At 55.6% G+C, this 18,132-nt stretch carries 16 protein-coding genes; 6 read left to right on the top strand and 10 right to left on the bottom strand.

Translation table 11 applies throughout. The annotated features are described in order from the left end of the window. Nucleotides 1–4: 4 nt before the first annotated feature. From dctP to GOV91_RS19230, 6 genes are read right to left on the bottom strand one after another with little or no spacing between them, the layout of a single operon-like run. Complete coding sequence (dctP, locus tag GOV91_RS19255; RefSeq protein WP_171236617.1) at nt 5–1,066, bottom strand: TRAP transporter substrate-binding protein DctP; 1,062 nt, start codon at nt 1,064–1,066, stop codon at nt 5–7. 24 nt (nt 1,067–1,090) lie between these two features. Continuing rightward, nucleotides 1,091–2,380 (bottom strand): TRAP transporter large permease, encoded by a 1,290-nt coding sequence (locus tag GOV91_RS19250; protein ID WP_171236616.1) that lies wholly within the window; start codon nt 2,378–2,380, stop codon nt 1,091–1,093. Further along, nucleotides 2,381–2,968 (bottom strand): TRAP transporter small permease, encoded by a 588-nt coding sequence (locus GOV91_RS19245; RefSeq protein WP_171236615.1) that lies wholly within the window; start codon nt 2,966–2,968, stop codon nt 2,381–2,383. It abuts the gene before it with no gap. A gap of 53 nt (nt 2,969–3,021) precedes the next feature. Further along, a complete protein-coding gene (locus GOV91_RS19240) occupies nt 3,022–3,537 on the bottom strand; it encodes a flavin reductase family protein (protein ID WP_171236614.1) in 516 nt (171 codons plus the stop codon). Continuing rightward, on the bottom strand, nt 3,537–4,427 hold the full coding sequence (locus GOV91_RS19235; protein ID WP_171236613.1) for an aldo/keto reductase family oxidoreductase: 891 nt from the start codon (nt 4,425–4,427) through the stop codon (nt 3,537–3,539). Before GOV91_RS19235 ends, GOV91_RS19240 begins: the two co-directional genes overlap by 1 nt. Further along, nucleotides 4,427–5,581: an LLM class flavin-dependent oxidoreductase gene (locus GOV91_RS19230; protein ID WP_171236612.1), complete on the bottom strand. Its 1,155-nt coding sequence runs from the start codon at nt 5,579–5,581 to the stop codon at nt 4,427–4,429. Before GOV91_RS19230 ends, GOV91_RS19235 begins: the two co-directional genes overlap by 1 nt. Nucleotides 5,582–5,688: 107 nt before the next feature. Between GOV91_RS19230 and GOV91_RS19225 the strand changes: the two genes are divergently transcribed. Beyond that, complete coding sequence (locus GOV91_RS19225; RefSeq protein WP_171180711.1) at nt 5,689–6,399, top strand: GntR family transcriptional regulator; 711 nt, start codon at nt 5,689–5,691, stop codon at nt 6,397–6,399. Nucleotides 6,400–6,411: 12 nt separating this feature from the next. Beyond that, nucleotides 6,412–7,509: a Gfo/Idh/MocA family protein gene (locus GOV91_RS19220; protein WP_171236611.1), complete on the top strand. Its 1,098-nt coding sequence runs from the start codon at nt 6,412–6,414 to the stop codon at nt 7,507–7,509. A 120-nt stretch (nt 7,510–7,629) separates the two neighbouring features. Here the strand turns inward: GOV91_RS19220 and GOV91_RS19215 are convergent, their stop codons facing one another. Both GOV91_RS19215 and glyA read right to left on the bottom strand, forming a co-directional pair. After that, nucleotides 7,630–9,645, bottom strand: coding sequence for a DEAD/DEAH box helicase (locus tag GOV91_RS19215; protein ID WP_171236610.1), 2,016 nt, complete (start codon nt 9,643–9,645; stop codon nt 7,630–7,632). A gap of 168 nt (nt 9,646–9,813) precedes the next feature. After that, nucleotides 9,814–11,121, bottom strand: a complete 1,308-nt coding sequence (glyA, locus tag GOV91_RS19210; RefSeq protein WP_171236609.1) for a serine hydroxymethyltransferase — start codon at nt 11,119–11,121, stop codon at nt 9,814–9,816. Between the two features lie 96 nt (nt 11,122–11,217). Here glyA and GOV91_RS19205 point away from each other — a divergent pair, with 96 nt between their 5' ends. Both GOV91_RS19205 and GOV91_RS19200 read left to right on the top strand, forming a co-directional pair. Continuing rightward, the gene (locus GOV91_RS19205; RefSeq protein ID WP_171236608.1) at nt 11,218–12,096 is read left to right on the top strand and encodes a LysR family transcriptional regulator; all 879 of its coding nucleotides are present in this window, start codon (nt 11,218–11,220) and stop codon (nt 12,094–12,096) included. Between the two features lie 308 nt (nt 12,097–12,404). Continuing rightward, complete coding sequence (locus GOV91_RS19200) at nt 12,405–12,647, top strand: N-acetyltransferase (protein ID WP_256368714.1); 243 nt, start codon at nt 12,405–12,407, stop codon at nt 12,645–12,647. A gap of 26 nt (nt 12,648–12,673) precedes the next feature. Here the strand turns inward: GOV91_RS19200 and GOV91_RS19195 are convergent, their stop codons facing one another. Next, complete coding sequence (locus GOV91_RS19195) at nt 12,674–13,720, bottom strand: aromatic ring-hydroxylating dioxygenase subunit alpha (protein WP_171236606.1); 1,047 nt, start codon at nt 13,718–13,720, stop codon at nt 12,674–12,676. Nucleotides 13,721–13,773: 53 nt separating this feature from the next. Then, on the bottom strand, nt 13,774–14,535 hold the full coding sequence (locus GOV91_RS19190) for a DnaA N-terminal domain-containing protein (protein ID WP_254440718.1): 762 nt from the start codon (nt 14,533–14,535) through the stop codon (nt 13,774–13,776). Between the two features lie 389 nt (nt 14,536–14,924). Between GOV91_RS19190 and GOV91_RS19185 the strand changes: the two genes are divergently transcribed. After that, a complete protein-coding gene (locus GOV91_RS19185) occupies nt 14,925–16,232 on the top strand; it encodes an AAA family ATPase (RefSeq protein ID WP_171180549.1) in 1,308 nt (435 codons plus the stop codon). Further along, complete coding sequence (locus GOV91_RS19180) at nt 16,229–17,338, top strand: ParB N-terminal domain-containing protein (RefSeq protein WP_171236605.1); 1,110 nt, start codon at nt 16,229–16,231, stop codon at nt 17,336–17,338. The genes GOV91_RS19185 and GOV91_RS19180 overlap by 4 nt, the downstream gene beginning before the upstream one ends. The last annotated feature ends 794 nt before the right edge of the window (nt 17,339–18,132 follow it).

The following is an 18,132-nucleotide window of genomic DNA, read 5'->3' as shown; positions in this document are numbered from 1 at the left end:
ACGCTTAGTTCAGATCCGCATCGCGCGACGCGTTCACATCGGCCTCAGCCGCAGCGACCGCTTCGGTCAGTGCAACAAAGATCTCGTCCCCACGCGCGACATTGGACTGGAACCAGTCATATACCGGCGTTGCGGCCTCTTTGAACGCAGCCTTTTGCTCCGGCGTGGGTACATAGAGGTCACCGCCGCCAGCAACGAAATCCTCGTAAGCCTGGATCGACTTTCGTTTAGGCGACGCGAAAGTTGCCTGTTGTAGCGCATAGAAGCCGTCGACAACGACACGACGCATGTCTTCCGGCATTTCCATAAACTTGGCGTTGTTCATCCACCACATCGCGCCCATGTAAGCGTGCCCGTCCAAAGTCAGATACTGCAAACCGGCATCGGGGAATTTCATGCCCATGATATCCGTAATACCGTTTTTGGATCCTTCGACCACGCCTGTCTGGAAGCTGGTGAACAATTCTGGCCATGGGATTGGCGTTGGCGACGCCCCAAGTGCTCTGACCAGTTCCTGTGGCAAATCGGCGACCACGGTACGAATCTTCAAACCTTCCATATCCGCAGGTTCCGCGATGCGGCGCTGCGTGTTGGCGAAATTGCGCCAGCCACCGGTATTGCCGATGGTCATCAGACGAATTGCGCCGCCGGAATCCTCCAGCGCCATCTCACGCATTTTGCGGGTAAAGTCGCCCGTCAGGACGTGTTCGGCGATGCGGTCATCCGCCATCAGATAGGGCAGGTCCAACACCTGTACGTACGGGAAAATACCCGAGGCCCCGCTTGATGTCGAAATGAAGATGTCGATTGTGCCGTCGGCGACGCCTTGCAGGCATTCCGCGCCGTTCGAACACAGTTGGGTTCCGATGAACAATTCGACTTCAATCGCGCCGTTCGAGGCGGCCTCGACGTAGTTCTTGAAAACTATCAGGCCGTCGTAGTCCTCGTCATTCTCATTCGAGTTGGCAGTGGCGCGCAGCGTGTAGTCTGCGGCTGTGGCGGCCACGGCAGACGCGGCCACCAACGATGTGGCCACCGCTGCGGTTTTGATAAAGTTTCTGAGCATGCGTTTCCTCCCTGTGGAACTCAGTTAGTTGGCAAACCCCGTTATGCGCGGGATGGTCATGGATAGTGCGGGGATGTAGGTGATCAGGAAGATCACTATGATTTCGACCGCCAGGAATGGCAGGATCGCTTTGGCGATGGTCTCAACCCGTTCGCGTGACACGGCGGCGGCCACGAACAGGACCAAGCCCATCGGTGGGGTGGCCAGACCAACGGTCAGGTTGACGCTCATGATGATGGCGAAGTGAATTGGGTCAACACCGAGGCTGGTGAAGATCGGGCCAAGGATGGGCCCGAGAATGATGATCGCGGGACCGGCGTCCAAGAACATACCGACGATGAAAAGCAGCAGATTGATCAGAAATAGTAGGATCAGCGGGTTTTCCGAAAGGCTGAGTATCAGTGAAGCCAATTGCTCGGGCGCATGGCTGAGGCTGACCACAGTTTTGAACGCCATCGCCGCGCCAACCAGCAGCAGCACGACGGCCGAGGTCATGCCTGCGTTGCTGAGAACCTCGGGCACTTCTTTCCACGTCAAAGTGCGCAGAACGAAGAAGCCGATGATGAAAGCATAGCCTACGGCGACGGCTGCAGCCTCGGTCGGGGTGAAAATACCGCCCAGAATACCGCCCAGAATGATGACCGGGGTCATCAGCGGGAAGAAGGCTTTAAGGCTGGCCTGACGACGCTCGGGCCAGGTGTATTTCCGGCTGGCGACAGGGAAGTCATATTTGTCAGCCATCAGTTTGATCATCAGCATAAGGCCGACACCAACCATCACACCGGGGACGATACCCGCGAGGAACAGGGCAGCCACGCTTTCGCCCATTACGTAGGCATAGATGATCATGATGCCCGAGGGCGGAATAATCGGTCCGATCACCGAACTTGCCGCTGTGATCGCCGCAGCGAATTTACGGGTATAACCCTGTTTCTCCATCGCCGGGATCAGCATGGACCCTAGGGCCGAGGTGTCTGCGACTGCCGAGCCGGACAAGCCCGCAAACAGGATCGAACTCAGCACGTTCACATGTGCCAGACCGCCACGCAGATGGCCCATAAGCGCCTGTGAAAACTCGACAAGACGGATGGTGATGCCGCCTCGGTTCATCAACTCTCCGGCCAGCATGAAGAAGGGGATCGCCATCAGCGGGAAACTGTCCATGCCGTTATAGACGTTGCGGTAGAGCAGCGTGATGTCGTTGGTTTGGCCACTCAGCCACAGCAGGATACCGGGCGCGGCCAGAAGGGCGAAAAAGACCGGCAGTCCGACCAGCAGAAAAATCAGAAAGGTGGGCAGGAACCAGATCAGCATTTATTCGGCCCCCACTGCCGCATCAGGAATTTCGGGCAACAGGTGACCTCCGCCCAGCAGAGTGATGAAAGATCGCAGGATCAACTCGATATTCACCGAGATCAGCAAGATAATCCCCACCAACAGCGAGGCCATCATCCAGCTACGCGGGATGCGGTACCATTCGTCGAACCCGAAAGATGTGGGCAGGTATAGCGCTGCGGTGGCGAACCTACCGCCAAAGCCAGTCACCTCGGACCAGCCGATATTGACGGCGACCAGCAGCACGGCAAGCGAGATTAGCAGCAAGAACAGGTTCAGCGTTTGGCCGATAATGCGCGGCAAAAAGCGCTCCAGCATGTCGATGGCCACAAAGCCACCACGGCGAAAGGCGGTCGGGGCCATCAGACCGGTCATCCACAACATGCAGAACCGCGCGGCCTCATCCGGCCAGGGCAGCGCATTGCCCAGAACATATCGGAAGAACACCTGAATCAGAATTGCAATGACCATGAGTGCAATCGCAACGACACCAACCGCGCGGCCCAGACGCAGCACGGTTTCGTTCACGAATGCAATCGGCGCAAGCACCGATGCCAGTCCGCCCATGCGGATCCTCCCTTGTTCGGCCGCGGGAATGTCCCACGGCCGTCAGATCGCGCTTAGTGCTGCGCGAATTGGCCGAGTTTCCCGGCATAAAAGGTCAGCGCGTCTCCGTCCGCCATGCTGGCCCTAAGAACTTTTCCCACAACAATAACGTGATCGCCCGCATCGTGATATGCATGTTGTTCGCATTCAAACCGCGCCAGGCAATCTGACAACAACGGCGTTCCGTTCTCGCAGCGCTCATGCGCGATGTCGCGCAGGGCGAAGGCATCCTTGGAGCAGCCAAAGCAGAGCTCGGCCTGTTCGGATGACAGCACGTGAACGCTGAAATGACGGGCCTCTTGGAAATAGGGGAAGCGCCGCGAATTGCGGTCACCCGCCCACATGATCAGCGGCGGGTCTAACGACAGGGACGAGAAACTATTGGCCGTAATACAGACCGGACCATCCGCGCTGTCGCAGGTGACGATGGTCACCCCAGTAGCAAAGCGACCAAAGGCGTCGCGCAGGGTACGGGTGTCGTCCTTATGTGGAACGAAGGTGTGGGTCATGTCCTTTGAGATTGCGTTCATCATGGTACCTCATGCCCCAGTGCCGCCTCATAGAGGCGATACCAGGTTTCGCGATCCAGTTTAACTTTCAACGCGTCCGAGCCGCGTTTGATCCGATCCAGATTGTTGGTTCCCAGAACCGGCAGGATGTTGGCCGGATGTGCCAGCAGGAAAGCCACAGCGACGGCGGCGCGATCCACACCGAACTCGGCTGCGATTTCATCGGCCACAACGCCGACCGGAGGGTTTCCGGCCATCAACAGGCCTCCACCAAGCGGCGACCACGCCATCAACGGGTGGCCGTGTTGCTGGTGAAACGCCAGATCGCCATTGGTGAAAGGGCTGATCTCGCCCAGCGAGATCTCGATCTGGTTGGTGACCAGTTTAGTCTTCATCGCCGATTGCAGCAGCGACCAGTCCCACGGGCGGAAATTCGATACACCCACAGCGCCCACCTTACCACTGGCGACAACCTCGTCCAGAGCGGCACCAGTTTCATTGTGGTCCATCAGCGGGTCAGGGCGGTGAATCAACAGCAGGTCGATATGGTCAATGGCCATTTCTTTCAGCGAGGTATCGACCGACTTCAGAATATGGGCGCGCGACGTGTCGTAGTATTTCACCTTCGCATCCGCGCAACGGCCCACCGGGGCGATGATGTCACATTTGGTGACGATCTCCATCTTCTGGCGCAAGCTTGGGTTGGCGCGCAAGGCATTGCCCAGAACGGCCTCAGCTGCGTAACCGCCATAGATATCAGCCTGATCAAAGGTGGTGATGCCCTGATCCAAGCAAGCCTGAATCTTGGCCTCCACATGCCCTGTGGACGTGTCGCTGTCATCGCCCAGCCGCCACATGCCATAGACAAGACGGCTCATCTCAAGCGAGTCAGATAGTTTCACACGTTGCATCAGCGGCGTTCTCCGTTGCCCAGTGGGGTCGCTGGGGTCGTTGCTGGCACGCGCCCGTAAGCTTCGGGCAGCGAGCAGGTTTTCAAGTTGGGCAACACCCGAGCACCAAAGTGCTTGGCCTCATCCATGTGCGGGTAGCCCGAGAATATGAAAGCGCGGATGCCCATCTTCTGATATTCCTCGATCTTCGACATAACCTGATCGGTCGATCCGACCAGAGCGGCACCGCAGCCAGACCGCGCCCGGCCAACACCAGTCCAGAGACCGGGTTCGACATAGCCATACTCGTCTGCCAGATCGCGGTTCTTGGCCTGATGCGCCACACCCAGCGACGTCGCGTCCAACGCCCGTTCACGGATGGCGCGACCGTATTCGTCATCCAGCTTCGAGACGATGTAATCCGCATATTCCTGTGCCTCAGCCTCGGTATCGCGGACGATCATGTGGACACGCAGGCCGTAGTCCAGCGTGCGGTTGTAGTTCTTGGCCACAGCGTGAACGGCCTTCATCCGTTCGGCAAGTTGATCCTTGGTTTCGGGCCACATCAGGTAGACGTCGCAATGTTCACCACACAAATCCAAAGCCGAAGGTGAATATCCACCAAAATACAACAGCGGCCCGCCAGTCTGATAGGGTTTCGCAGGATCCGTTGTCAGACCCGAGAAGTTATACACCTCGCCGGCGTGGTTGATCTCGTCCTGTGTCCAGGCCTGTTTCAAAATCTCGACCACTTCGCGCGATCGCTGATAACGGAACGCACTATCGGCTTTCTCACCGGGGAAGTCCGATGAGATGATGTTGACCGTCAACCGCCCCTTCAGCATGTGATCCAGCGTAGCGATGGTGCGGGCCAGCATGATCGGCTGCATCTCACCACACCGCACGGCAGCCAACATATTAATCTTTTCAGTGATCGGGGCGCAGCCCGCGACAAAGCTCAGCGTGTCCTGGCCAACCTGATAAGAGGATGGGCACAGGATATTGCGGAACCCTTGCGCTTCGGCCTCTTTTACGATGCCGGAACAATGCGCCCAACTGGACCGCAGATCGCCATCGGGCACTCCAAGGAACTGGTAGTCGTCCGAGCAGAGCGCAGCAAACCACGAGACCTCTGCCGCATCCAGATCAGGGGAAGTGATGGGGACGATAGTCATCTGAGTCGGTCTCCGCGCAGCGTTTGCTTTTTCTCTTGCGTAGCAATCGCTTTGATGTAGATCAATAGTGTATCAATTTTTTCCGCGACTAAGTGAAGCGACTGACTGTGCCCTCTGCTAATCGAAACCCAAATGCCCTTCCGGTTTACATCCAGATTGCGGAGCTTCTGATCCGCGACATCGCGGCGGGTCGGCTGATAGACGGCGAGCGCCTGCCACCCGAGCGCGAGCTGGCCGCAGAACTAAATGTCTCGGTCGGGACGCTGCGAAAATCGCTCGCCGAGCTAGAAAAAAAGGGGATGCTCGAGCGCATCCAAGGCTCGGGCAATTACATTCGGGAAACAGGAACACAGAACAGCGTCTATGCGATGTTCCGGCTTGAATTGCCTAAAGGTGGCGGCTTGCCGCGCGCGGATATCCTGTCGGTGGATCACTTGGAAAAACCTTCCGATCTGCCCCCGTTCGGACAGTCAACCCGCGGATCACGCGTGCGTCGGATGCGCTACTTGAATGACACAATCATAGCCGTCGAAGAAATCTGGCTGGACGAATCAGCAGGTTTGATCGACCGGACCCTCTTGTCCGACTCTCTTTACCGCTACTATCAACGCCAATTGGGATTTTGGATCATTCGGGCCGAAGACAGGGTCTCGGTCCAATCGCTTCCCGATTGGACGCCCGAAAGCTTCACCAAACCAGCAGGCCAAACAGTGGGGTATATCGAGCGTTTCAGCTGGTCAGAGACCGCTGAACCCGTTGAATTCTCAAAAACATGGTTCGACCCAGATCGGGCCAACTACGTCCAACGTTTGAAGTAAAAGGAAACACGCATGACCCGAACCATCAACTACGGGCTGATTGGATGCGGCATGATGGGGCAAGAGCACTTGCACAATATCGGCCTGTTGGAACGGACGCGCGTGGCGGCGATTTTTGAGCCGGATCCGGTGATGGCAAAAGCTGCCAAAGCCATCGCACCGGATGCCGCGATGGTAAGCTCGGTCAAAGAGCTTCTGGCAGTCGCGGAGTTGGATTGCCTTGTCATAGCAAGCCCCAATCACTTGCATGTAGACCAGATCTGCGAAGTGGCCGAAACGCGACCCCTGCCGTTGTTGGTGGAAAAGCCGTTGTTCACCGACCCACAGGATGTGGCCCGGTTAGAATATGTTGAGCGTAGCTATCCCTGCCCCATCTGGGTTGCGATGGAATACCGATACATGCCCCCAATTGCCGCTTTGATCGACAAGGCGGAAGCAACGGGTGGCGTGAAGATGCTGTCTATCCGCGAGCATCGTTTCCCTTTTCTGGAGAAGGTTGGCCACTGGAACCGATTCAATCGCAATACCGGGGGCACATTTGTCGAAAAATGCTGCCATTTCTTCGACCTCATGCGCTTGATCCTGCAATCCGACCCGGTGCGCGTGACCGCAAGCGGCGGACAAGCCGTCAACCATCTGGACGAAAGCTACGAAGGCGAAACACCCGATATTCTGGACCACGGGTACGTCATTGTCGATTTCGCCTCGGGCGCACGGGCCATGTTAGAACTGTGCATGTTTGCAGAAGGCTCCCGGTATCAGGAAGAAATTTCGGCTGTTGGAGCCAAGGCCAAGGTCGAGGCGCTGGTTCCCGGCCCAGGGCGCTTCTGGCCGGATCATCTGGGGGAACCACCAGTGCCCAAAGTTATTGTAAGCCCCCGCAGCCCCAAGGGGCCCACGACAATAGATGTACCCGTAGACGCCAGAATATTGGCGGCCGGAGACCACAATGGGTCAACCTTTTATCAGCACGAAGGGTTTCTGGCCGTGCTGCGCGGTGAAAAGGCCAAACCGGACGTCAGCCTGAAGGACGGTCTTTGGGCCGTACGGATGGGGCACGCGGCACAAAAAGCGATAGAAAGCGGCGAAACCGTACGAATAGGCGAATGATCACAAAGACGCGCCGGGTTGGGTTTTAAGATCAGTTGGATCCCAACCCGGCTTATCGCATCCATCATATGGCTCGGCTGATGCACCTTTTGCAATGCCACCAGAAAGCAACAATGGGGTTCACTTTTTCCGTGACCCTTTGCGCATCGGCCGCGCATCCGGGCCTTTTCCTGCGCGCACCTTAAAGCGTTTGGGTTTGTCGCCATCCTGCCGGCCCTTGGCGCGTTCTTTCCGAGAACCCATGGGTTTTGACGGATCAGCCGCGTTCTTGCGCCGCTTGGTCTCGATACCGTTGCTTTTGACGGTTGTTTTCTTCTCAGGATTGCCCTGGCTCTTGCCATGGTTCCGCTTCGGCTTGCCAGACTGTGGTTTGTCAACGTTATCCTGGCGCTTTGAGGGCTTTTTCGCGCTCTGTTCGGATTCAGCGGCGTTTGGATCCACAGCGGGCTTAGAGTCGCGACGCGATACGTCCTTTTTGCGATCTGCACGCGGCGTCTTTGGTGCCGCAGGGGGGCCTTTTGGTGAGGCGTCGAAATCCGGGACGCCGGGCAATTCGGTCAAACGCGCGCCCTGCTCAAGGTCAAGCTCTGGGCCAAGCTCGTTCTTCATCGCAGGCACGGCATCGGTCAGGATTTCAACGAATGTCTCCTGATATTGAACACGAATGGCCCCAATTGCATCTTTGAAAATCCCCGCATTACGACACAGCATGGGCAGCAGCCATCGCGGCTCGGCGCGTTGTTTGCGGCCCAAAGACAGCGAAAACCAAGTGCTGGGCCCGAAATCCGAAGCGTCCCGTTTTTTGCGGGCACCCGGTTCAGGCACATCACCCAAAATCTCGGGCGCGGAATTGCGCTCGCGGTAGAGCCGCAGAAACGCCGCCGCAATCTTCTCGGCAGAGTGCTCTTGCAGAAGGCGCTGAGAGAAAGCCTGTTCTTCGGCGCTTGGGGACTGATCCCAGCCCGGATCGGACATCAGCCGTTCTTCATCGCGCGCAAGCACCGCCTCGGCGGAGGGTGGCGTACCCCATTCCGCCTCTAGTTTGGCGGATTTCAAAAGGCGTTGTGCCTTTGACCGTTGGCGCCCCGGTACAATCAGCACCGAAGTGCCCTTGCGTCCGGCGCGGCCTGTTCGCCCGGATCGGTGCAACAGAGATTCCGCATTGGACGGCAGATCCGCATGGATCACAAGTTCCAACCGGGGCAGGTCTATGCCGCGTGCAGCCACATCTGTTGCGATACATACACGTGCACGCCCATCACGCAGGGCTTGCAAAGCGTGGGTGCGTTCAGACTGGCTCAGCTCGCCCGAAAGCGAAACCACCGAAAACCCCCTGTTGGAAAACTTCGCTGTCAGGCGGGCCACCATAGACCGGGTATTGGCAAAGATGATCGCCGTTTGCGCATCATGAAAACGCAACAGGTTGATGATTGCCTTTTCGATGTCTGACGGGGCCACGGACAGCGCAAGATAGGAAATGTCCGCGTGCTGGGCGTCTTTGTTGCCGACCTCGATGCGGCGTGCGTTATCTTTTTGATAGGTCTGGGCAAGCTTGGCGATACCGCGCGGCACCGTTGCCGAGAATAGCAATGTGCGACGGTTTTCAGGCGTGTGGTCCAGAATGAACTCCAGATCTTCCGAAAACCCCATGTCCAGCATTTCGTCCGCTTCATCCAGGACGACAGCCCTGAGATCGCTCAGATCGATCACACCCCGAGAGACATGGTCCCTAAGTCGACCGGGCGTGGCGACAATGACATGCGCGCCGCGCTCGATCGCTCTGCGTTCAGCACGCGCATCCATGCCTCCAACGGCGGATGCGGTAACGATCCCGGCCTCAGAAAACAGCCAGTCAAATTCCCGTTGCACCTGCATGGCCAATTCACGTGTGGGCGCAATGACCAAAGCCAAAGGGGACGCGGGGCGATCAAATCGGCCATCGCCGTCCAACAAATCTGGCGCAATCGCCAAGCCAAAACCCACCGTTTTTCCCGATCCGGTTTGCGCTGACACCAACAGATCAAGCTGGCTCAGTTCAGGCTGTGTCACCGCGACTTGAACGGGTGTTAGTTCGCTGTAACCCTTTTGGGTCAACGCCTGCGAAAGCGTCTTGGGCAGGTCGAAGGGGTTGTGCATAGATCACCTTGCAGAAGAAAGATCACGCCCTTAACGGTGATGACAGACATTGTACAGCCCGCTCGAACCAACAAGTACGATCGGCGGCAAATCGTCCCTTTGCCGTCTCCAAGGATGTTGTCAAAGCGACCGGAATTCGAGAGGTCAACTCAAACGGCCGCTTTGATCTCAATTCACGAAATGCAGCTGGTCGAACTCTCTGCGCCAGGCAGAAACCTCTGCCAGAACAGTTTCACCACTCAGGCCGCGCATGATCAGATCGGCCAAACGCTCAGCGTCGTCGGACCTCATACCCCACCGCACCAACTCTGGGGTGCCGATCCTCAGGCCGTTCATGTCCGCCTCTACGGGTTCGACCGGCAAGCCGATGCCACATGCGAGGAACCCGCTTGCCCGCAGCTTTTTGGATGCTGTTTGACCTCCGCCGAAAGCCTTCGCAAGAACCGCGAATTGGTGGGAATTTGTAAAACCATCCCGGCAAGTGAAGATCGGAACACCCTGCTCGTGCAACGCTTGGGACAACGCTTGTGACATGGCGATCATCTCGCGCGCATAGGCCGAACCAAATTCCTTCCAATCCAACATCGTGACGGCGAGAGCAGCAGTCTTGGCTGCATCGAAATTGGCAGTCATGCCGGGAAAGGCTATCGCGTCCAGCGCTTTCGCAATTTCGGCTTCATTTGAAACGATCAGACCCCCAGCCGGACCACCAAGGCTCTTATAGGTGCTCATAGTCATGAAATGCGCACCTTCTTTCAACGGGTTTGACCACGCGCGTCCGGCAATGATGCCACACTGATGGGCGGCGTCGAACATAACCCATGCTCCTACTTCGTCCGCAATGGCGCGGACCTCGGCCACAGGATGTTCAAACAGATTAAGGCTGCCGCCAATCGTGATCAGCTTGGGCCTCTCAGACTTCGCCAGTTCGCGCAAACCATCCAGATCGACGGTGTAGCCATTAGCGTTCACAGGTGCTTCGATTGTTCGCAGACCAAAAAGTCCGGCGCAACCAGCTACATGATGGGTAACGTGCCCGCCAATTGAGGCGGGAGGAGCGATTATTGTGTCGCCTGGTTTGCAAGTCGCCATAAACCCATAGAGGTTGGCAATGGCGCCTGAAGGCACGCGAACTTCGGCAAACTGGGCATCAAAAACCTCGGCGCACAGTTCTGCGGCGATAACTTCGATCTCTTCGATTGCTTCCAGCCCCATTTCATATTTGTCGCCGGGGTAACCCAAGGAAGGTCGCGACCCAATGCCTGAAGACAAAAGCAGTTCGGCTTTGGGGTTCATCACATTGGTTGCCGGGTTTAGGTTGAAGCACTCTTTCTCGTGGATGCGACGGTTTTCCTCTGCCAAATGCTCAATCCGGGCCAATAGATCACCCGACGGTGTCGCAGCGGCCTTTGTTGCGATGTCCTGAACCAAGGTTTCGCTTACGGCGGGCACCCAATCTCTTTGCGCAAGTGTCATCTGACGATCTCCTGTTTTTCTCAATGTGACGACTGCCGCGTGACATCGCAAAGCAGAATTGATATTTCTTGGCGTAGAAAAACTAAGGCTTCTGAAATGAGCGTTGTTCCTAATCGCCCGAAAGGACCACCTCTGAACGCCATGCGCGCCTTTGAGGCTGCTGCGCGCCACGTAAGCTTTGCCGCGGCAGCCGAAGAGTTGAGCGTCTCGCCGGGCGCGATATCTCAACACATAAAAACACTGGAAGGTTGGGCAGGGTCCCCGCTGTTTCGCCGCAATGCCCAGGGCGTTGAGCTCACCCCTGAAGGGCAGTCACTTGTCGCGGATTTCACCTCGGCCTTTGACCAAGTGGCCGATGCGGCCCGAGCGTTGCGCAACTTAAAGCCCAAGGCCGATTTTCACATCGCAGCCCTGCCCAGTGTTGCCCAACTTTGGCTGCCCAAGCGTCTGCGTCAGATCAGAGCTCAACTGCCAGACATCACTTTTTCTGTAACAGCCATGGAAACTCCGCCCACTCTTGGGCGTGAGCTGTTCGATTTGTCGATCTTCTTCGCCGTGACGGATGGATCGCCAAGGCAGATCGCTGTTTGCAAGGACATTATCGCTCCGGTTTGCGCGCCTACGCTTCTGGATCGCGCCCGAGGCGGAAACGGATTTGAAGACATTCCACTACTGCATGATCAGGCTTGGAAAGACGATTGGTCCACTTGGTCCCAAAAAACTGGGTATAAACTGCGCGATGATCAAAGTGGACCTCAGTTTTCGCTCTACAGCCTTGCCGTCGAAGAGGCCAAGGCCGGCGCAGGCATGTTGATCGGACACATGTGTCTGATCGAAGAAGCTTTAGCTTCTGGTGCTTTGACGCCCGTGCATAGTCAATCCTGCCATACAGGTCGCTCTCTTGTGATCGAAATGCCAGAACAATCGAGACGCAGACCTGAAACGGACCAAGTTGTTCAATTGCTGTCAGACTGAACGATCATCCACGCCAAAGATTGAACTGTCTCTGCTTCCGCTAATTGGGTTGGATTTCACCTTTTCTGAGCGATAAACTGCGGTTGGGGCTTGCCGCGATGGGCGGCTTTGGGCGCTGACAGTTTTGGAACTCGATCTACCTGCCGACGCTGATATTGACTTCAGAACCTGTCTGCTAAGTGTGCAGTCAGCCACTTTCGTATGATCGAAGTTTGTTAGAAGACAAGCTTCCAACTCTTCCTACTTCGAGAAAGTAATGGCTGTGCTACTGTCGCGAAGCTTATACCGTTCTGAGCCCGCTCAGCCAATTGCAGCTGGGTCGTCGTGGTATCGACATGCACCACCTCTTTGTCGAACGGCCCCATCGCGGCATGGGCGTCGGGCGGCGGCTGATCGAAGGCGCAATATACAAGGCGCGCGCGCTGTCCTGCTCCTACATGATGGTCGGCACCCACCCCGACAATTCAAAAGCCCAAGCCGCCTACCTGGCTTGCGGATTCGAGCGGCGGGATGCGGTGCATCCCCGGTTTCACTTTCCTCTCGATGCCTAGTGGGTTTCAGAACCGACCAGCAAGCCTTACAACCGCTCAACCATGTCGATCGGTCCAGCCTCAGCCTCAATCGCGCGGTTCAAAGCTTTCCGGAACAGTTTGGCCCCCGCGTCCAGCCCCAGATCAATATGGGGCGTCTTGGCGTATTTCATGCCCAGATGAACCTTTTCCAACACTTCTTTGTCCTCAAGAAACGCCATCCGCGCGCCATCATTCATGAATTTGGACACCTCGGCATTGTCGGGATCGGAATTGCGGTGCTGGAACCAAAAATACCGGGTTCGATCCTCATCAATCGGGGTCATGAAGTTGTAAGATATGTTGATGAATGTCTCAGCAACCGGTTGCTTATCATAGCCTCCGGTCCCGACGGGCGTGTAGATAGATTTGTTCAGCCCGATCGCAGGCATACACATCTCATAGTGCTGCAGTCGGTCACAATCACCGTCAAAGGCCACCAGTTTCGCGTAATAAGGCGACGGCGGCTTGTTCTCGATCCAGCGCGAAACGATTACGCCTCGATCTGTTCTATTCACATCCAACGGCTCTTCATCCGTGCCTGCACCTGCAAAGGACGACACATGAACCCAGGCTACATGGCTGGGGTCCAACAGGTTGTCGCAGATCCACAGGTAGTGACAGTCAATATCCATCACCCCGCCATCGGTTTTGCCCCAGCTTGGGTCATCGAAGTTATCAATCGGGAAAATCTTGTCAGGATCGGCCAGATCCGGGTCGCCCATCCAGATCCACAGAAAGCGATAGCGATCCACCACCGGGTAGGATTTTACAACCGCTCGACGCGGGGTCATACCGCGCTGGGTCGGGCTATCGGTGCATTTACCCGAGCAGTCGAATTTCAGACCGTGATAGCCGCATTCCACAACATCGCCAATCAGGTTGCCATTAGACAGCGGCAGCTTGCGATGCGGGCAGGCATCCTCAAGCGCGACGGGGGTGCCGTCCTGCTGGCGGTAGAACACAATGTTTTCGCCTAGAAAGGTCTCGGCCTTCAGTTCGCGCCCGATATCCTTGCTCCAAGCGGCGACATACCAGCAGTTTTTCAGAAACATGGACGAGCTCTCCTGTTGGTCAGATGGCTTGCGCCAGTATGGGCGGATGCCCCTCACTCCGCCGACTCCACCCGCACAACTCTAATGCTGGGATCGACCCGGCTATAGGCTGCGAGCAAACGTTGGTTCCACTTTTGAGAAATGTAATCAGCCATGAACCGCGAAGGAGCAACGAGGGTCACAGTCCCCCCTGCCCGCTCAGCTTCGGATAAATGTTGAAACCAGCTTGCCCACAGTTCTGGATCTCGTTCATGAAGATTCGACTGGACCTGTGACCAGACATCGCTCTCGCCATCTTCGGTGGGCGCGGGTTTCATCGTGAACGGCACAATATTTGTTTCCGGCTCCGGTTCATGCATCATACGCGCATGGAAGTCCGAACCTATGATCGGCCACACCTCTTGCGTGTCGATCATGATCTGTTTGAGGTCAATCTCGTATACGGCGACTCTGCCACGCGCCGCAGGCCTTTTGACGGATACCCACCCTAATGCGCGAAATTTGGACATTTCGCGCTTTACTGTCCTTTCGTTCACTGCCCAAAGGCGCGAAATTTCTTCGCGTCCAATCGACAATTCATTGCTGCGCCAGTTATATCTGGTCGTAATCAAGGCGATGATACGCAGAACACTACGCTGTCGGTGTTTATCTCCTGACAAGGCGTGAACGGTCAGCGCAGAGAGTATATCGTATTTTAAGGCCGCCGCATTACGCCCGACCGGTTTAGCCAGTTGCATACCCGTTCTCACCGCTTCTTCTGCCTCAGACGGGTTTATCCCGCCATGTTCGCGCTGTTTTCCAACGCTTTTCGCCATCTTGGCCTAATTAGCGTCCAAACCTTCGATTCTGTCAAGAAGAGTCTGAAATCGAGGCAACCTTTAGGTCGGTCATCCTTCAAAAAAGAAAAGAATTTGGTGAATTAATGGTGAGGGGGGACATGCAGTATGTCCCCTTAAAGAGTTCTAATGTCCCCCTATATATAGGATTTGACCGTTCCCTGTCCCCCTAAATAACGAGGTTCCTGGTACATGACTCGCTGAGCGGCGCGGCCGAATCTCCCGAATCGCTTTTGCGCTTAGACGCCTTGTTTTCTTACCCGTGGGTAAGGTTGCAGTTTCATGATATTTTCTTTTGCGTAAAGTGCAAATCGGTCGTAAATAGGAAACGAACAGAAATTTACGTTCCAAATATAGAGATCAGAGGCATGTACACGCACGAAGACCTGAGCGCATTGCGCAACCAATCCCTCAAGCTGCAGGGCTGGATTCGCCAGCAGACTTTTAGCCCCGAAATGGAGAAGACACTCCGCCGGTTTTCAAGCTGGGAGGTTTCCGAGCTGATCTTCCGAGTCAACCAGTCGACCTTTCGCGGCAAATTGGCGGCGGATCCGTCCCTGCCCAGTGGCGAGGTCGAGCCGGATGGGCGCCAGAGGTGGTTCAGCCTGGAAGAGGTGAACGAGTTGCGACGACGTCTCAAGGTAAACCGGAAGTCCCTGATGCCCCCGCGCCCCGAAGGCAAGCGCGCCATTCGCGCTGCTGTTGCCAACTTCAAGGGCGGAGCTGGAAAATCGACCGTGGCGTTACATCTTGCGCACGCCTCTGCACTGGATGGGTATCGTGTGCTTGTGGTGGACTTTGACCCACAGGCGACGCTGAGCCATTCGATGGGTCTTACGGATGTGGCCGAGGATTATACTGTCTGGGGCATCATGGCCCGGGATCTAATCCGTGAAACGGAACGTATGAACAATCGCCCCGTTGCCGCGCAATCAGGGACCGCCCTACCCCGCCGTGAACTGCCGCCGTCAATTACAGATATGGGTCTTGGTGACCTCAGAATCTCGGACTTTATCAGAAAGACTTCCTGGTCCACGATCGACGCGATCCCATCCTGTGCCAATGCCGCCTTCGTTGAATTTGCTTCGGCGCAGTATCGGCATCTTAACCCTGAGTGGTCATTCTTTGCGGCTGTGTCGCGATATCTGGATCAAATCCCCGATGATGCCTATGACCTGATCATCTTCGATTGCCCTCCGGCAATTGGTTATCAATCCATGAATGCCGTCTTTGCTGCTGACATGCTTTATATTCCATCGGGCCCGGGATACTGGGAGTACGATTCCACCACGTCTTTCATCGGGCAGCTTGCCGAGGCGTTGGAGGATTTGGCTTACGGCTTCGACAAAACCTTACCCACGGGTAAGATCGGTTTGCCAAAAACGTTTTGTGAGTTGCGGTTCCTACTCACGCGATACGAGCCGGGCAACGCTCTTCACCATGCGATGTTTGAGGCGTTCAAAAAGGTCTTTGGAGAGCACGTCGCCGAGCATCCGGTTGAAATGACTCGCGCAGTTGAGCAGTCAGGTCGTTTCCTTAGCTCAGTTTATGAAATGGATTATCGCGAGATGACGCGAGAAACCTGGCGTCGAGCGCGTTCGACATTTGACAATGTATATGAGGAATTTCGGGGCGTCATGTTGTCGGCCTGGGACAAGCTGGAGGATGAGGCATGAGCCGCAAGCGCAGAATGTTCGATATCGACATACCGGCAATGGACGACATTCCTGTTGGGAACGTGCCGGACAAAGTTCTTGAGAAGCGCCGAGGTCCGATGGCAGCGGCGATTTCTGAAAATGCCGATGCGTTGCGGGATCAGCAATCGACAGAAGAAACCATTCGAGCAGAAAACGATCGCCTGGCACATGAGTTGGTCCGCCTTCGGAACGAAGGTTTGGTCACTGAACATGTACCTCTGGCCGATGTCTTGACCGAAAAGCTGACACGAGATCGCAAGCCTGGACCGGATCCAGAGTTGGACGAGCTCAAGGATTCTATTCGGGACATTGGGCTGTCCAATCCAATCAGACTTGAACGTCGTTCGGATGGCCGGTTCGAGCTCATCCAAGGGATGCGTCGCCTATCTGCTTATCGAGCATTGCTCGATGAAACGGGTAAGGACGTGTACGCCCGAATTCCGGCGGGCATTTCAGAGGCTAGCGACCTCGACAACAGCTACCGTCGCATGGTGGATGAAAACTTGATCCGCAAGGATATCTCATTTGCGGAAATGGGCGCACTCGCACGAGCGTATGCGGAAAACCCGTCAAATGATTGCCCGGATGTGGACAAGGCCGTTTCCACGTTGTTCAAGTCGGCAAGCTACACCAAGCGCAGCTATATCAGGTCGTTTGCCAGTTTGTTGAGGATGTTGGACAAAGTGCTGATGCATCCAAATGACATTCCGCGAAATGTCGGCGTGGAACTTAAACGCAAGTTCGATGCAACGCCGAATCTTGTGCGGCAGGTGAGCGAGACGTTGATGAGCGAACCGGATCGTGACGGCGTTCGCGAGGTCGCGATTCTCAGGTCTTTTTTAGGGGCGACAGAGGCCAGCGAGGACCAGAAGCCTAAGGGTGAAAGCTCCAGTAAGCCTCGGCGAGCGAAAACTACGTTTCAAGTAACTGGCAGGGCAGGGGTTGCGAAATGCTCTGCTTCCAGCGGGCGAATTGAGCTAAAATACAACTTGGACTTCACGCGGGTGGATCGCAACAAACTGGAAGAGGCGATCGCCGCTTTTATTGAAGCTTTGCCTGAAGAAGATGATCTTACCCACGGGTAAGAACTAAGGCAGTAATTTATCAAAGGCGCGGACTGCAGTTCGCGCTTTTTTGTTGGAGGCGTATTAAGCCGGGGCCAGTATCGGCATCCAGTATCGGGCCAAGCTAGTTCGTTTTGAGTATGATAGAGTGGGCTTAGAAGGCCTATGCTGAGGCAGAAGTTGTTTTTCGTAAAGCAGCGCACAAACGTGGAACTAAGCCAAAGTTTGAAGCTGGCGATTAAACCAATCCTCTGGAAGGCAGCCCTTCTAAGGCTAACGTTACCACCGCTCGCAGCAGTTTTTTGAGACACTCATGTGATGCACCATTGATTTTCCTATGCTTCTTGCCTTTAGCTCGGGGCATGGAGTCTGGCGGTTTACGATATTGATTCAGTTAGAGGGCCATCCAACTTGTGCAGCTCTTTTGGGAGGTCCAGCCACGCAGCAAGGTTTGTCATGTGCTAGACAAAAGGTTTTCGCAAATATTGGCAGCCGCAGAGCGGAGTTTTTGTTTGAGTTACGTTTTGGTCAAGTTGAACCTTGATCTAGGGCAGGGTACTCAACACCGTCCTAGCCTCGTTCTCTTGCAGCGCTCAGCTACGACTTGGCTCTTAATGCTCCAAGAGTGAGAAAAGGTGCGCTTACGTGAGGTGTCGTGTAACGTGCAATAAGTTTAAAAAATGATCATTAAAATAAGCTTAAGCAAGAAATTTTGTTATCTAGGGGGATCTGTTGCAAAGTTTCTTACTGACCGAAGAGTTGACACGGTTTCGTTGCAAAGTTTTAGGTCGGCCAAGTATATCTGCGATCGCTTC

It is taken from the genome of Ruegeria sp. HKCCA6837, assembly GCF_013034475.1.
Classification (GTDB): Bacteria; Pseudomonadota; Alphaproteobacteria; order Rhodobacterales; family Rhodobacteraceae; genus Ruegeria.
Note: the sequence above shows the minus strand (reverse complement) of the source record. Positions and strands in the feature narration are given on the sequence as shown.

What these genes read in the sequence shown, in the direction of transcription:
- dctP (WP_171236617.1), bottom strand. Translation starts at nt 1,066, where the DNA reads ATGCTCAGAAACTTTATCAAAACCGCAGCGGTGGCCACATCGTTGGTG.
- GOV91_RS19250 (WP_171236616.1), bottom strand. Translation starts at nt 2,380, where the DNA reads ATGCTGATCTGGTTCCTGCCCACCTTTCTGATTTTTCTGCTGGTCGGA.
- GOV91_RS19245 (WP_171236615.1), bottom strand. Translation starts at nt 2,968, where the DNA reads ATGGGCGGACTGGCATCGGTGCTTGCGCCGATTGCATTCGTGAACGAA.
- GOV91_RS19240 (WP_171236614.1), bottom strand. Translation starts at nt 3,537, where the DNA reads ATGAACGCAATCTCAAAGGACATGACCCACACCTTCGTTCCACATAAG.
- GOV91_RS19235 (WP_171236613.1), bottom strand. Translation starts at nt 4,427, where the DNA reads ATGCAACGTGTGAAACTATCTGACTCGCTTGAGATGAGCCGTCTTGTC.
- GOV91_RS19230 (WP_171236612.1), bottom strand. Translation starts at nt 5,581, where the DNA reads ATGACTATCGTCCCCATCACTTCCCCTGATCTGGATGCGGCAGAGGTC.
- GOV91_RS19220 (WP_171236611.1), top strand. Translation starts at nt 6,412, where the DNA reads ATGACCCGAACCATCAACTACGGGCTGATTGGATGCGGCATGATGGGG.
- GOV91_RS19215 (WP_171236610.1), bottom strand. Translation starts at nt 9,645, where the DNA reads ATGCACAACCCCTTCGACCTGCCCAAGACGCTTTCGCAGGCGTTGACC.
- glyA (WP_171236609.1), bottom strand. Translation starts at nt 11,121, where the DNA reads ATGACACTTGCGCAAAGAGATTGGGTGCCCGCCGTAAGCGAAACCTTG.
- GOV91_RS19205 (WP_171236608.1), top strand. Translation starts at nt 11,218, where the DNA reads ATGAGCGTTGTTCCTAATCGCCCGAAAGGACCACCTCTGAACGCCATG.
- GOV91_RS19195 (WP_171236606.1), bottom strand. Translation starts at nt 13,720, where the DNA reads ATGTTTCTGAAAAACTGCTGGTATGTCGCCGCTTGGAGCAAGGATATC.
- GOV91_RS19190 (WP_254440718.1), bottom strand. Translation starts at nt 14,535, where the DNA reads ATGGCGAAAAGCGTTGGAAAACAGCGCGAACATGGCGGGATAAACCCG.
- GOV91_RS19185 (WP_171180549.1), top strand. Translation starts at nt 14,925, where the DNA reads ATGTACACGCACGAAGACCTGAGCGCATTGCGCAACCAATCCCTCAAG.
- GOV91_RS19180 (WP_171236605.1), top strand. Translation starts at nt 16,229, where the DNA reads ATGAGCCGCAAGCGCAGAATGTTCGATATCGACATACCGGCAATGGAC.